We start from the raw sequence: 14,992 nt of genomic DNA on the forward strand, positions 1-14,992 counted from the left end.
GGAGCTAAGACCATGCCAAAACGTACAGATATAAAAAGCATCCTGATTCTCGGCGCTGGCCCAATTGTCATCGGCCAGGCTTGTGAGTTTGACTACTCCGGTGCTCAAGCTTGTAAGGCACTGCGTGAAGAGGGTTACCGCGTCATTCTGGTGAACTCTAACCCCGCCACCATTATGACTGACCCAGAGATGGCCGATGCGACCTATATCGAGCCAATTCACTGGGAAGTGGTACGCAAAATTATCGAAAAAGAGCGCCCAGACGCGGTACTGCCAACCATGGGCGGCCAAACTGCACTGAACTGCGCGTTGGAACTGGAACGTCAGGGTGTTCTGGCTGAATTTGGTGTCACCATGATTGGTGCGACCGCCGATGCTATTGATAAAGCCGAAGACCGCCGTCGCTTTGATATCGCGATGAAGAAAATTGGTCTGGATACCGCTCGTTCAGGTATCGCGCATAATATGGAAGAAGCTCTGGCCGTCGCGGCTGATGTCGGCTTCCCATGCATTATCCGCCCATCCTTTACTATGGGCGGCACCGGTGGCGGTATCGCGTATAACCGCGAAGAGTTTGAAGAGATTTGCGAGCGCGGTCTGGATTTATCGCCAACCAAAGAGTTGCTGATTGATGAGTCACTGATTGGTTGGAAAGAGTATGAGATGGAAGTTGTCCGCGATAAAAATGACAACTGCATCATTGTCTGCTCCATCGAAAACTTCGATGCTATGGGCATCCATACCGGTGACTCCATCACGGTAGCCCCAGCTCAGACGCTGACCGACAAAGAATATCAAATCATGCGTAATGCCTCGATGGCAGTACTGCGTGAAATCGGCGTAGAAACCGGTGGCTCTAACGTACAGTTCTCGGTCAACCCGAAGAATGGCCGTTTGATCGTCATTGAAATGAACCCACGCGTATCCCGCTCTTCTGCTCTGGCCTCTAAAGCAACCGGCTTCCCCATCGCCAAGATTGCCGCCAAGCTAGCTGTGGGTTATACGCTGGATGAGTTAATGAATGACATCACGGGGGGCCGTACTCCAGCGTCCTTCGAGCCATCCATTGACTATGTTGTGACCAAAATTCCACGTTTTAACTTCGAAAAGTTTGCTGGTGCCAATGACCGTCTGACCACCCAGATGAAATCTGTTGGTGAAGTGATGGCGATTGGCCGCACTCAGCAGGAGTCACTGCAAAAAGCATTGCGTGGTCTGGAAGTTGGCGCCACGGGTTTTGACCCTAAAGTTAGCCTTGATGATCCTGAAGCGCTGACCAAAATTCGCCGCGAATTGAAAGAAGCGGGCGCAGAGCGTATCTGGTATATCGCCGATGCATTCCGTGCAGGAATGTCTGTTGACGGTGTCTTCAACCTGACCAATATTGACCGCTGGTTCTTGGTGCAAATTGAAGAACTGGTTCGCTTGGAAGAGAGCGTCGCAGAATGCGGTATCAATGGCCTGACTGCTGAGTTTATGCGCCAACTGAAACGTAAAGGCTTTGCTGATGCCCGTCTGGCGAAATTGGTTGGTGCGGCTGAAAGTGAAGTGCGCAAATTGCGTTACAAATATGGTTTGCACCCAGTTTATAAGCGCGTAGATACCTGTGCAGCAGAATTCTCTACCGATACCGCCTATATGTACTCAACCTATGAGGAAGAGTGCGAGTCCAACCCAACTAGCGACCGCCCGAAAGTGATGGTGCTAGGTGGCGGCCCGAACCGTATCGGTCAAGGGATTGAGTTCGACTATTGCTGCGTACATGCGTCACTGGCACTGCGTGAAGACGGTTATGAAACCATTATGGTGAACTGTAACCCGGAAACGGTCTCCACTGACTATGACACCTCCGACCGTCTCTACTTTGAGTCTGTCACGCTGGAAGATGTACTGGAAATCGTCCGTATCGAGAAACCGACTGGCGTAATTGTGCAGTACGGCGGGCAGACGCCATTGAAACTGGCCCGTGAGCTGGAAGCTGCCGGTGTGCCGATTATTGGTACCAGCCCGGATGCTATTGACCGTGCCGAAGACCGCGAACGTTTCCAACAGGCGGTAAATCGTCTGGGCTTGAAACAACCGGCTAACGCCACTGTTGCTACCATCGAACAGGCGGTGGAGAAAGCGGCTGGTCTAGGCTATCCGCTGGTGGTTCGCCCATCCTATGTACTGGGTGGCCGCGCGATGGAAATCGTGTATGACGAAATTGACCTGCGTCGTTACTTCCAAAATGCGGTCAGTGTGTCGAATGATGCACCGGTATTGCTGGACCGCTTCCTTGACGATGCAGTTGAAGTCGATGTGGATGCCATTTGTGACGGCGAGCGCGTGTTAATCGGCGGCATTATGGAGCATATCGAGCAAGCAGGGGTTCACTCCGGTGACTCAGCCTGTTCATTGCCCGCCTACACTCTGAGCAAGGAAATTCAGGATGTTATGCGCCAGCAAGTTGAAAAACTGGCCTTTGAGCTCTGTGTTCGCGGCTTGATGAACGTGCAGTTTGCCGTGAAGAATAACGAAGTTTATCTGATTGAGGTGAACCCACGAGCGGCCCGTACGGTGCCTTTTGTCTCTAAAGCAACCGGTATGCCACTGGCAAAAATTGCCGCGCGCGTGATGGTAGGGCAGAGCCTGGCTGAGCAAGGTATTCTGGAAGAAATTATTCCTCCTTACTACTCAGTTAAAGAAGTGGTGCTGCCATTCAATAAATTCCCAGGTGTTGACCCGATTTTAGGGCCAGAAATGCGCTCTACCGGTGAAGTTATGGGGGTTGGCCGTACTTTCGCCGAAGCATTCTCTAAAGCGATGCTGGGCAGCCAGTCTGGTATGAAAAAGAGTGGCCGTGCGCTGTTATCCGTGCGCGAAGGTGATAAGCATCGTGTGGTTGATTTGGCGGCAAAACTGCTTAAACAGGGCTTTGAATTGGATGCGACTCACGGCACTGCAGTAGTGCTGGGTGAGGCGGGTATCAATCCACGCTTGGTCAACAAGGTGCATGAAGGGCGTCCACACATTCAGGACCGTATCAAGAATGGTGAATACACTTATATCGTGAATACAACGGCAGGGCGTCAGGCGATTGAAGACTCCAAACTGATCCGTCGCAGTGCTTTGCAATATAAGGTGCATTACGACACCACACTGAATGGCGGTTTCGCAACTGCCATGGCACTGAATGCAGATCCAACTGAACAAGTGATTTCAGTGCAAGAAATGCATGCCAAGATTAAGAATATGAAAGGCTAATGCGGGTGATAACCCAGTAAATAACAGGGCGATGGAGACATCGCCCTTTTTTATGCTCACTATTTATAGAATTACGGCTTTTAACCATAAAAACAGTATTTTTCATAAACAATAATATTGTTCATAAACAACATTGATCTTTACCAATGTTACCGCTCATCGGATTGTGGATAGTATCTGAAGGATTGTGGATCAACAGCCGATATCGCTAGCTTAAGGCAACTTTGATACCCAGGCCGATCAACAGGCCGCCGAGCAATTTATCGACCACTTTTTGTGCTTTCGCCAAACCACGGCGCACCGGTGCACTTTGAATCAGAATCACCAGCAAAGGCCACCAGATAACGGCCAGTACCCAGATGATTGAGGCGTACCACAGTTTTTCACCCACGCCGGAGTTAATCTGTAATATTTGAGTGAAAACGGCGAGGAAGAAAAGAGTCGCTTTGGGATTCAATAGATTGCAAAGGTATCCCTGCAAAAATGCGGCTTTTAGTGTGATGGGATACTGTGCTGCGCTATCAAGGCTAAGTTTACTTTCTCCGCGTGATAGCAGTGCCTGGAAACCAATCCAAATCAGATAACAGGCTCCGGCATATTTCAGAAAATTGAATAGCCACGGGGTGGTGGTGATAACCACTGCCAGACCCGCCACGCAGTAAGACATATGTGTCGCGACACCTAAAATTACGCCGAGAGCTGTCATCATGGCTGCGGGGCGGCGATAGCGAGCGGCGTTTTTAATGACCAGAAAAAAATCGGGGCCGGGGGATAGCATCCCCAATGTTGCAATAGTTGCGACGAATATAGAGGTTTCAAGCATAGGAATTACCGAGTGAGAAATAGTGCGTTAAGGCGATAATAGCGCCACTTGGTTTCCTGTGCATTATTGTTATTGATTAGCGGTGGTGGATTTGTTGTCGGCAGTGATGGAATTGAGCATTTATCTTTTACTCTTTTGATGGATAGTGATGCACGAATATGAGCCAGGCGAATGTAATAAACAGTGAGGAACCGCATCAACAACAGCGGGAAATTACCCGATTGTGCATTAAATGTGCCCTGTTACTGCTGCAACATGGGGCCGAAAGTATGCTGGTGGAGCAGTTATCCGCCCGGCTTGGTATTGCTCTGGGGATGGATAGCGTCGAGAGCTCCATCTCGGCTAACGCCGTGGTTTTAACCACCATTAGCCAGGGAAGTTGCCTGACATCGACGCGCAAAAACACCGATCGCGGCATCAATATGCAGGTGGTGACTGAGGTGCAGCATATTGTCATCTTGGTTGAACACCACTTGTTGGATGCCAGGGATGTCGACAAGCGTTTTGAAAATATTAAACCGCTGCGTTATCCGCGCTGGTTGGTCGTGGTGATGGTTGCGTTGTCATGTGGCTGTTTCAGCAAATTAAACGGTGGCGGTTGGGATGCTTTCTCCATCAGCTTTTTTGCCAGTGGATTGGCAATGTATGTGCGTCAAAGCCTGACTGCGCGCCATATGAATCCGCTGATTAACTTTTGTATCACTGCTTTTGTTGCCACCTCCGCATCTGGTTTATTAATGCGGTTGCCGTTTTTCCAGGGAGCGTCCAGTGTGGCGATGGCAGCCAGCGTATTGCTGCTGGTGCCCGGCTTCCCACTGATTAATGCCGTCGCAGATATGTTCAAAGGACACGTTAATACCGGTCTGGCTCGCTGGGCAATGGCAAGTTTATTAACCTTATCAACCTGTATTGGGGTGGTATTTGCCATGGCATTGTGGGGATTGCGGGGGTGGTCGTGAGTTTACTTTGGGCGTTATTACAAGACATGGTGCTGGCTGCTATTCCGGCTCTCGGTTTTGCGATGGTATTTAATGTGCCGGTTCGTGCATTGCGCTATTGCGCCTTGCTGGGGGCGATTGGCCATGGTTCGCGGATGCTGATGATTCATTTCGGTATGAATATCGAGCTGGCTTCACTATTGGCATCAATAATGATCGGTGTGATTGGGATTAATTGGTCGCGGTGGTTACTGGCACATCCTAAGGTCTTCACTGTCGCCGCAGTCATTCCCATGTTCCCAGGGATCTCGGCATATACCGCGATGATCTCGGTGGTGGAGATTTCTCATCTGGGTTATACCGAAGAATTAATGTCCGTCATGGTAACCAATTTCTTGAAAGCCTCATTTATTGTTGGTGCGTTGTCGATTGGTTTATCTTTACCTGGGCTGTGGCTTTATCGCAAACGTCCTGGTGTATAAGGTTTTTTTCCTTCCCTGTTTTTTTACCGGGCTAAGAGCTGTCTTATATATGCGATTAGCCTGCTTATCTCTATCGACGCTTGATTAGGCTTTACGTATAGTGTGAGCAATTTTTCGGTACTGGCTCTTGCAGCCTACAGGGTTTAATAATGATTATCAGCCTGATCGCTGCTCTGGCAGCGGATCGCGTTATTGGTATGGAAAACGCCATGCCATGGCACTTACCGGCTGATTTAGCGTGGTTCAAACGTAACACGTTAAATAAACCGGTAATTATGGGTCGTAAGACATTCGAATCTATCGGTCGTCCTCTTCCGGGGCGTCTGAATATTGTTATCAGTAGCCAACCAGGTGCTGATGACCGGGTGACTTGGGCTAGCTCTATTGATGAAGCACTGGCTTTAGCCGGTGATGTGGAAGAAGTGATGGTCATGGGTGGCGGTCGAGTCTATAAGCAATTCTTAGACCGCGCGAATCGTATGTATCTCACTCATATCGATGCTGAAGTTGGGGGAGATACACACTTCCCTGATTATGAGCCTGATGAATGGGAAAGTACTTTCAGTGAATTCCATGATGCTGATGACGCTAATTCTCATAGCTATTGTTTTGAAATTTTAGAACGTCGCTAAAGTGAATTGATATATATTTTATTTTCGCTTTAAAGGCCCATTTTTATGGGCTTTTTTTATGCCAAATTCGATGAAATTAACGTATTAATTAATGGTATTAAACCATTATTGTTTAAGGTTTTTGGCTTTCCATCCTAATGTTACGCTCTGATCGTCACACTTGAAAATATATTTATTCAACTTTAAATTATATTATCTATGGAGTGTAGAATGGGAAATGTAAAATATATCGCCACCTTTGTTTTATTTTTAATATCACCCTTGGCTTCGGCAATTGGAATAACCGCATGCCCTGAGTCGAATGAAATTAGTCGGGTAATGAGCACTTATATATCAGACAATGAACGTTGGCATGGTTCTTCACAAGGCGCTGAAAATAAAGGGGATACAGTTCGCTTCCTTGAGGCGTTTTACTATCCGTATGGGACAAATGACCGCGCTCTGGGGGCATTAGTACAATGCAGTTATCAGCTTGACGCTGGTATCCTACAAATGAAACTAAGAGATAATAAATCGCTGGTCAATAATGGGCTATATATCTCTATAGTGGATAAGCCAGCATGGGTTAAGAATGAAGAAACTGCACCTTATATTAGCTATACTTGCCGAGCAGATAAAGCACAAAATTGCTCATTTAATCGGATGTCAGACCTCGCCATTGCGGCAATAACATCAGATATTCCGGTTATTTTACCTAAAGTAGCCTCAGCAAAATAGTGTTTGGTGGCCATCAGTTAAGTAAATAATAATATCTTAGATTTATAGAGATAAAATAAAGGCGCTGATGAGTGGGCGCCTTTATTTATATATTATTACAAGTAATTCGGCGGTTCTTCTGATGTATCAGTAGGGCCATCAACCTGACTTAGGGTGGCTTCAACGCTGAATGCATGTTGGGTAAAATAGCGTTTATCTTCCCAGCGGAGTAGGGTTAAATCCCCTCCCCAGCAGCAGCCAGTATCCAGCCCATAAATCCCCTCAGGGACTCCTTTACCTTCCAGTGATGCCCAGTGGCCAAAAATAATTGAATACTCAGGGCTCACCAGCCGTGGCAAGTCAAACCAGGGTTTAAGTGGCGCTGGGGCATTCTCTGGCGTGTCTTTACAGATCATATCCAACTGCCCGTTAGGGAAGCAAAAACGCATACGCGTCAATGCGTTGGTACTAAAGCGCAAACGTGCCAGCCCAGTCAGTTCTGGCGACCAGTTGTTCGGCATATCACCGTACATTGCATCAAGAAAGAGCGGGTAGCTGTCACTGCTTAAGACGGCTTCGACTTCACGGGCGCACATCTGGGCGGTTTCGATATCCCACTGCGGAGTGATGCCAGCGTGGGCCATGATCAATTTTAGCTCATCATCAACCTGCAAGACGGGCTGGCGACGTAACCAATTAATCAACTCATCAGCATCTGGTGCTTCCAGCAGCGGAGTAATGCGGTCTTTGGGTTTATTACGGCTGATACCGGCATAAACTGCCAGTAAATGCAGGTCATGGTTACCTAAAACCATGCGCACCGCTGGCCCCAATGAGCGAACATAACGTAAAACATCCAGTGAAGCTGGGCCACGGGCAACTAAATCACCGGTCAGCCACAAAGTATCCTGCTGCGGATCGAAATTTACCTGCGCCAGTAGCGCCAGCAATTCATCAAGGCAGCCATGAACATCGCCAATAAGATAAGTAGACATAATTGAGGTCAGGGTTAGTGGATCAGTGCTGGGATCGCTAAGCGGAAGACCGGAATCGCAGTACGGAAGGCCTGACCGAGGTGATCAACCATCTCATAATGTCCTTCCATGGTACCCAGTGGAGTTTCTAAAACAGCTCCACTGGTGTATTGGAACTCATTACCTGGCAGGATCAACGGCTGCTCACCGATGACCCCTTCGCCCTGAACTTCAGTCTGTCGACCATTGCTATTAGTGATTAACCAATAGCGACCAATAAGTTGCACATTTGAACGGCCTAAATTACGAATCGTCACGGTATAGGCAAAGACGAAACGCTCTTCGTCGGGTATCGACTGGGTTTCTATATAGATACTTTGCACCTGTACACAAACGCGGGGCTGTTCAATCATAATGTGCTCCTGCTTATTCTTGCGGTGTCGATTGAGCTGAAAGCCAGTTAGCCAGCTTACAGTATTGCGCTACCGAAATATTCTCTGCCCGCAGAATTGGGTCAATACCTAATTCGATTAACTGCTCTGGAGTGAATAAATCACCCAAGCTGTTGCGCACTGTTTTTCTGCGTTGATTAAATGCTTGCGTAGTAATACGGCTAAGCATACGGACATCACCCACCGGGTTTGGCATTTGTACGTGAGGAATCAGGCGTACTACAGCTGAATCAACTTTTGGGGCTGGGGTAAACGCGGTTGGCGGCACTTCCAGCACCGGGATGACGTTGCAATAGTATTGCGCCATGACCGTTAGGCGACCATAAGCTTTACTGTTCGGCCCCGCTACCAAGCGGTTAACCACCTCTTTTTGCAACATGAAATGCATATCACGTATCGCATCAGTATAGCTGAAAAGATGGAACATTAGCGGGGTCGAGATATTGTATGGCAAGTTGCCAAACACCCGTAATGGTTGCCCTGCGACCTCGGCCAACTCAGAAAAATTGACTTTCATCGCATCTTCTTGATGGATGGTTAGCTTGTCTTTTAGTTGGGGATGGCTAGCTAAGCGAGCAGCCAAATCACGGTCCAACTCAATGACAGTCATGTGATCCATGCGAGCAGCGACCGGCTCGGTCAATGCCCCCAAACCGGGGCCAATTTCAACGACCGCCTCACCAGGGACGGGGTGGATCGCGGAGACAATGCTGTCGATGACAAACTGATCATTTAAAAAGTTTTGTCCAAAGCGTTTGCGGGCAAAATGCCCTTGGTGGACTCTATTATTCATTGCTGTTATTTATCATTTTAATGGCTAAGTTTAATGCCGTAATGAAACTGCCAACGTCGGCAGTACCGGTTGCGGCGAGTTCTAAAGCGGTACCGTGGTCTACAGATGTGCGGATAAAAGGCAAACCGAGTGTGATATTCACTGCCCGACCAAACCCTTGGTACTTCAGCACCGGTAGCCCTTGATCATGATACATCGCGAGAACAGCATCTGCATGCTGCAGATATTTGGGCTGAAACAGCGTGTCAGCCGGAAGAGGCCCGATAAGGTTTATCCCTTGCTGACGCAGTGCATCGAGCGCAGGAATAATAGTCTCGATCTCTTCATGGCCCATATGACCCCCTTCGCCCGCATGAGGATTAAGCCCACACACATAAATCTGTGGTTGGCGAATACCAAATTTGGTTTTCAGGTCACTATCAAGAATGGTGATCACTTCATGCAGACTGGCTTGTGTAATGGCCCCCGGCACCGCCAGTAAAGGCAAGTGGGTGGTCGCCAGAGCAACACGCAGCTCTTCTGTCGCTAACATCATGACTACCCGTGGGCAGAGGCTGCGGTCAGCAAAGAATTCGGTATGCCCAATGAAAGGGATACCCGCATCATTGATAATGCTCTTTTGTACCGGGCCGGTAACCAATGCAGCAAATTCGCCACTGATGGCACCATCACAGGCTTTGGCCAGAGTCTCAACAACATAGTGGCTGTTATTAACGTCGAGCTTACCTGGCGTCACCTCAGTGGCTGTTTTTACGGGTAAAATGGTGAGCGTGCCAGCCTGTTGCGCCAATGGTGGCTGACCTGGCTGATACTCACGCAATTGCAAGGGCAGATTAAGCTGATTGGCTCGCGCAAGTAGTAAGGCCGGATCCGCACACACCACTAGCTCAACAGGCCAATCCTGTTGAGCCAAGGCGACGACGAGATCCGGCCCAACCCCGGCAGGCTCGCCGGGGGTAATGACAATACGCTTATTGTGGCTGTGCATTACTACCATCAAGAATTTTTACATAAGCAGCAGCGCGCTGCTCTTGCATCCAAGTTTGAGCTTCTTCAGCAAACTTGCGGCTAAAGAGCATACGGTACGCCCGATCTTTCTGTGCTGCATCAGTTTTATCTACCTGACGGGTATCAATCACCTGAATCAAGTGCCAACCGAAAGAAGAGTGAACCGGTGCGCTGATTTCACCTTTTTGCAGTTTCATGACTGCATCACGGAACGCTGGGTCATAAATGTCCGGCGATGCCCAACCAAGGTCACCGCCTTGCATTGCAGAACCTGGGTCCTGAGAGATCTCTTTGGCAATAGTCGCGAAGCTGGATTTCCCACTTTTAATGTCGGCCGCCGCCGCTAATAACTTGGCGCGAGCTTGCTCGTCAGTCATCACCGGCGAGGGTTTCAACAGAATGTGGCGTGCATGAACCTCAGTAACTGAAACTGTTTTATCAGCACCACGGATATCATTGACTTTCAGGATGTGGAAGCCAACACCAGAACGAATCGGGCCGACCACATCACCTTTGTTTGCCGATTGCAGTTTTTCAGCAAACAAAGAAGGTAATTCCTGCAATTTCCCCCAACCCATTTGGCCGCCTTTCAGCGCCTGAGAGTCTGCGGAGTTGGCGATCGCCAGTTTACCAAAATCAGCGCCGCCTTTGATGTCAGACACTAATTTTTTGGCCAGATCTTCAGCCTGATCAACTTGCTGCTGGGATGGATTCTCAGGCAATGGGATCAGAATATGGCTGAGGTTCAGCTCTGCATCACCACTAGTTTGGCTACCAATTTGTTTAGCCAATGACTCAACTTCTTGCGGCAGGATAGTTATCCGGCGGCGCACTTCGTTATTACGCACTTCTGACGTTAGCATCTCTTTGCGGATCTGCTCGCGGTAAGTGTCGTAATTCAGACCATCAGCTGCCAGACGGCTGCGCATCTGATCCGGCGTCATGCGGTTTTGCGCGGCGATATCTGCAATGGCTTTATCCAATGCTTCATCGCTGACGGTAATCCCCATCTTCTTGGCCATCTGCAATAGGATATTATCCATAATCAGGCGCTCAAGAACTTGATGACGCAGTGTCCCATCATCTGGAACTTGTTGCCCAGATTGCTGTGCATTCAGTTTCACTGACTGTAACAAGCCGTCGACATCACTTTGCAGAACTACGCCGTTATCAACCACAGCGGCAACTTTATCAACTTCTTGTGGTGCTGCGAACGCGGTATTGGCACAGACAACCAATCCGAGAATAAGCGTTCTCCAGTTCTTCATACCTTTTCCATTTATGTAATCCGCTTTTGCGGGTTAAAATTCACTGTATTCAGTGTGTTACACAGTATCAGAATGCACTTTGATAAGGCAGGATACCAGAACCAAGCATTTGCGCGGTACCCAAGCTATGGTCGCTACTCAGACCACGTAATTCGATGTTAAAGCTAATTCTGTTGTCATATTTGCTGGTTTCATTCTGCGAATTCCAACCAGTGATTTTCCGTTCATAACCCAAGTTAATCGCCCAGCAACAAGTATTGTATTGTACGCCAACTAACTGGCTGGCGGGTTGATTCGCTTTGGTATCGTAGTAATAAGCACCGACCAACGCCCAGCGGTCAGCAATCGGCCAGCTGGCGGTAGTCCCCACCTGAGAAATGCCCTGTTGATAACCAGGACTTTTCACGTTTGGCACTGCTGCCTGAATATATTCTGGGCTGGCGTAGCGATAATTCAATTGAATCATACGCTCTGAGTCTTTTCTATACTCCATTACCGCATTGCCGAGGGTTAAACTCCCCAGACGAGTATCATACTGTGCGCCACCTTTCAGGCCCAGTTGATCACTAATACGCCAGAATGTATCACCTGCCCAAACCAAGCTACCAGTATCATCACTGTTATCAATTGTTTCACTATTACCGGTACGCGAACGGCTAAAGTAATAGATTTGACCTACTGAAACGTTAAAACGTTCAACCAGCGCATCATCATATATGCGAGAAGTTAAACCGGTAGACACTTGATTGGCGGAAGCGATGCGATCCAGGCCACTATAGGTACGGTCACGGAACAGGCCGGAGTAGTCCGACTGCATCAGCGTGGTGTCGTAGATATAGATATCATCCTGATTCCGGTAAGGAACATAGAGATACTGGGCGCGCGGCTCCAATGTCTGGGTGAAACCTGTTGCCCAATCCATTGGCCGGTCAAATACGACTTTGCCATCCACTTTAAACTGCGGCATCACTCGATTAACCGAGTCTTTCAAGTTAGGTGCAGCTTCGCCATTATTCGCACTGGAATAGTAGCGAGCAAAACCTTGCGGAATATCTTGCTGATAATGCGTTGCCAGTAACTTAGCTTCGGTATTCAGGCTACCCCATTCGTTGGCTAACGGCAGATTGATCGACGGCTCAACATGGAAACGGCTGGCTTCCGGATTATCCGGATTAACACTGGTGAATTTGGCTGCTTGGCCATAGACATGCATATCAAACGGGCCAACATCATTTTTATAGTAGTTCATGTCCAGCTGTGGCTGGGCTCGGTATGCATTGCTGTTACCGGCATTGGTAAACACCTGGAACTGTTTGGATGCCAGGGTAGCATCCCAGTTTTGATCGGCATAACCGACGCTGAAGATCTGTGTGGCATAGCCATCAGTGGTTGAGCCGTACTGTGATGTTAAATCAGTAAAATAGTTCGGATCACTGACGCGGGTATAGTTGACGTTGAAGCGCCAAACTTTATCCATCACACCTGAATGGCCCCAGTAGAACAGCCAGCGGGTCGGATCTTGCTCTGTACCATCGACCCCTTTGTAGAGACGGTCACTTGGTAGCCAGTCCAATGCCATGGTGCCTGAGCCTGGCGCCAGCAAATAGCGGAACTCATTTTGCCATTGCATACCACGACGATCCATATAATGGGGGGTAATGGTGGCATCGAAGTTAGGCGCAATGTTCCAGTAATACGGCAACATAAATTCAAAGCCGTTATTACTGGTGTATTTAGCATTAGGGATCAAGAAACCAGAGCGGCGTTTGTCACCGATCGGCAATTGCATGTATGGGCTGTAGAATACTGGAACTTTGCCAATTTTAAATCGGGCATTCCAGATTTCCGCCACTTGCTCTTCACGGTCGTGGATAACTTCAGTACCCACCACACTCCAGCTATTATCACCCGGCAAGCAAGAGGTAAACGTCCCATTTTCTAGAATGGTATAGCGGTTTTGACCGCGTAATTTCATTAAATCTGCATCGCCACGCCCCTGACGCCCGACCATCTGATATTTGCCTTTATCCATATCAGTGTCTTTGGTATTCAGGTTCGACCAGGCGGTTGGCCCCTTCAGCTTGATTTGCGGATCGTCGTAATTAACATCACCGGTAGCTGTTACGGTACGAACCGGGATAGCTTCACCCGATTTCTGTACTTGGGTCAGTTTGACCTGATCGGCAGTGAGGGTGCTATTGCCTTGCTGGACAACGACGTTGCCAGTAAATAGGGCGTTATCCGGGTAATTGGCTTCGGTTTTATCCGCATTAATGCGAACCGGTAGCTGATTCGGATCGCCGGTGACCAGTGGTTGGTCATAGGTCGGTACGCCAAGCATGCATTGCTCAGCAAGGTCGGCCAGCGTGTGCTGGCTATATAGTGCCGTCCATATCAATGTGGCCAGCAGTGTTGGGAATCTTTTTTTCATACGCGGTTTTGGTGTTCCGTCATCGGGGGGCATCATGCCGGCAAACGGTCTGAGACTATATTACTCATCACAGTTGCGCTAGTGTTAAATCCGGCCGCTTACACGTCTCGCTGTTAGGCGCTGAGCTGAATGCCGAGTATGATAATGCAAATTTTGACTGACGGCATGATGAATTGAGGAGTATATGCAGTATTGGGGAAAACTGCTCGGTCTGGTACTGGGCTATCTGTCCGGTGGAGTCTGGGGTGCAATACTAGGGTTGCTTGTCGGCCATATGGTCGACAGGGCGCGCAGCACAAAGCGCCGCGGCTTTTTTGCCGATCAACAAACACGACAATTAATTTTTTTCCGAGCGACTTTTCAGGTCATGGGGCATTTGACCAAGGCGAAAGGGCGGGTGACGGAGGTTGATATTCAGCTTGCCAACCAATTGATGGATAGAATGCAATTGCATGGCGAGGCCCGAACAGCAGCACAGCAAGCATTTCGTGAAGGGAAAGAGAGTGGATTCCCATTACGTGAAAGGTTGCAAGAATTACGCGGTGTCTGCTTTGGCCGTTTTGATCTGATTCGGATGTTTCTGGAAATTCAGTTACAGGCCGCATTTGCTGATGGCTCTTTACATCCTAATGAGCGGCAGGTGCTGTATGTGATTGCTGAAGAGCTGGGGATCTCACGCGGTCAGTTTGATCAGTTCCTGAGCATGATTGAAGGTGGACGCCAGTTTGGTGGACAGGGCGGTTGGCAGGGCCATCAGGGAGGATATTCTCAGGGTGGTTACCAGCAAGCGTCAAATGGCCCGACACTGGAGGATGCCTGCAAAGTGCTTGGGGTCAGTAGCTCTGATGATAGTGTAATCATCAAGCGTGCTTATCGTAAGCTAATGGGAGAGCACCATCCTGATAAACTGGTGGCAAAAGGTTTGCCGCCTGAAATGATGGAAATGGCGAAGCAAAAGGCCCAAGAGATTCAAGCTGCGTATGACTTGATCAAGCGCGAGAAAGGATTTAAGTAACATTGAGCGAAAGATGTCTGTCATTTGGCCTCTTTCGCTCTTTATTTAAATGCTAGAAGCAGTTTTAAAGTATTAATGCAGGTGCCATTACGCCTGTATCTGGCGTGACTAACTGCTAATACTGGGTGGTGCCATATCATGTTTATCTTTTATATTATAAAATTTATTCAACTCAATTTTCTTTAACGATATATTCTCGTACTGGACAGTATTGCCAGTAGACTCAGTGGGTAA

At 48.6% G+C, this 14,992-nt stretch carries 13 protein-coding genes; 6 read left to right on the forward strand and 7 right to left on the reverse strand.

Annotation, left to right across the window (positions count from 1 at the left end; translation table 11 throughout):
- Nucleotides 1-12: 12 nt before the first annotated feature.
- Nucleotides 13-3,246 carry a carbamoyl-phosphate synthase large subunit gene (gene carB / locus N0H69_RS03390; protein WP_050106592.1) on the forward strand — a complete coding sequence of 1,078 codons (3,234 nt, stop codon included), beginning with the start codon at nucleotides 13-15 and terminating at the stop codon, nucleotides 3,244-3,246.
- Between the two features lie 208 nt (nucleotides 3,247-3,454).
- Here carB and N0H69_RS03395 read toward each other — a convergent pair whose 3' ends face one another.
- Nucleotides 3,455-4,069: a LysE family transporter gene (locus N0H69_RS03395; RefSeq protein WP_050106591.1), complete on the reverse strand. Its 615-nt coding sequence runs from the start codon at nucleotides 4,067-4,069 to the stop codon at nucleotides 3,455-3,457.
- Between the two features lie 158 nt (nucleotides 4,070-4,227).
- On the opposite strand from N0H69_RS03395, the gene N0H69_RS03400 reads away from it, so the two are divergent.
- The 4 genes from N0H69_RS03400 to N0H69_RS03415 all read left to right on the forward strand — a co-directional run bounded on the left by N0H69_RS03400 (nucleotide 4,228) and on the right by N0H69_RS03415 (nucleotide 6,838).
- Nucleotides 4,228-5,028: a threonine/serine exporter family protein gene (locus tag N0H69_RS03400; protein ID WP_050106590.1), complete on the forward strand. Its 801-nt coding sequence runs from the start codon at nucleotides 4,228-4,230 to the stop codon at nucleotides 5,026-5,028.
- Nucleotides 5,025-5,489, forward strand: coding sequence for a threonine/serine exporter (locus tag N0H69_RS03405; RefSeq protein WP_032909928.1), 465 nt, complete (start codon nucleotides 5,025-5,027; stop codon nucleotides 5,487-5,489). Before N0H69_RS03400 ends, N0H69_RS03405 begins: the two co-directional genes overlap by 4 nt.
- Before the next feature lie 152 nt (nucleotides 5,490-5,641).
- A complete protein-coding gene (folA, locus tag N0H69_RS03410; RefSeq protein ID WP_172665407.1) occupies nucleotides 5,642-6,121 on the forward strand; it encodes a type 3 dihydrofolate reductase in 480 nt (159 codons plus the stop codon).
- A 210-nt stretch (nucleotides 6,122-6,331) separates the two neighbouring features.
- Entirely contained in the window at nucleotides 6,332-6,838 is a 507-nt protein-coding gene (locus N0H69_RS03415) for a DUF3757 domain-containing protein (RefSeq protein WP_080994221.1), read from the forward strand.
- 95 nt (nucleotides 6,839-6,933) lie between these two features.
- Here the strand turns inward: N0H69_RS03415 and apaH are convergent, their stop codons facing one another.
- The 6 genes from apaH to lptD all read right to left on the reverse strand — a co-directional run bounded on the left by apaH (nucleotide 6,934) and on the right by lptD (nucleotide 13,743).
- A complete protein-coding gene (gene apaH, locus N0H69_RS03420) occupies nucleotides 6,934-7,812 on the reverse strand; it encodes a bis(5'-nucleosyl)-tetraphosphatase (symmetrical) ApaH (protein WP_050121596.1) in 879 nt (292 codons plus the stop codon).
- A 14-nt stretch (nucleotides 7,813-7,826) separates the two neighbouring features.
- On the reverse strand, nucleotides 7,827-8,204 hold the full coding sequence (gene apaG, locus N0H69_RS03425) for a Co2+/Mg2+ efflux facilitator ApaG/CorD (RefSeq protein ID WP_050121595.1): 378 nt from the start codon (nucleotides 8,202-8,204) through the stop codon (nucleotides 7,827-7,829).
- 13 nt (nucleotides 8,205-8,217) lie between these two features.
- Nucleotides 8,218-9,036: a 16S rRNA (adenine(1518)-N(6)/adenine(1519)-N(6))-dimethyltransferase RsmA gene (rsmA, locus tag N0H69_RS03430; RefSeq protein ID WP_050106585.1), complete on the reverse strand. Its 819-nt coding sequence runs from the start codon at nucleotides 9,034-9,036 to the stop codon at nucleotides 8,218-8,220.
- A complete protein-coding gene (pdxA, locus tag N0H69_RS03435) occupies nucleotides 9,029-10,024 on the reverse strand; it encodes a 4-hydroxythreonine-4-phosphate dehydrogenase PdxA (RefSeq protein WP_072077400.1) in 996 nt (331 codons plus the stop codon). Before pdxA ends, rsmA begins: the two co-directional genes overlap by 8 nt.
- On the reverse strand, nucleotides 10,008-11,312 hold the full coding sequence (gene surA, locus N0H69_RS03440) for a peptidylprolyl isomerase SurA (RefSeq protein WP_050121593.1): 1,305 nt from the start codon (nucleotides 11,310-11,312) through the stop codon (nucleotides 10,008-10,010). Before surA ends, pdxA begins: the two co-directional genes overlap by 17 nt.
- 67 nt (nucleotides 11,313-11,379) lie before the next feature.
- Nucleotides 11,380-13,743 carry an LPS assembly protein LptD gene (lptD, locus tag N0H69_RS03445; RefSeq protein WP_050150354.1) on the reverse strand — a complete coding sequence of 788 codons (2,364 nt, stop codon included), beginning with the start codon at nucleotides 13,741-13,743 and terminating at the stop codon, nucleotides 11,380-11,382.
- A gap of 184 nt (nucleotides 13,744-13,927) precedes the next feature.
- Here lptD and djlA point away from each other — a divergent pair, with 184 nt between their 5' ends.
- Nucleotides 13,928-14,758 carry a co-chaperone DjlA gene (gene djlA / locus N0H69_RS03450; protein ID WP_050150351.1) on the forward strand — a complete coding sequence of 277 codons (831 nt, stop codon included), beginning with the start codon at nucleotides 13,928-13,930 and terminating at the stop codon, nucleotides 14,756-14,758.
- Nucleotides 14,759-14,992: the final 234 nt, after the last annotated feature.

It is taken from the genome of Yersinia alsatica (assembly GCF_025133195.1).
Classification (GTDB): Bacteria; Pseudomonadota; Gammaproteobacteria; order Enterobacterales; family Enterobacteriaceae; genus Yersinia; species Yersinia alsatica.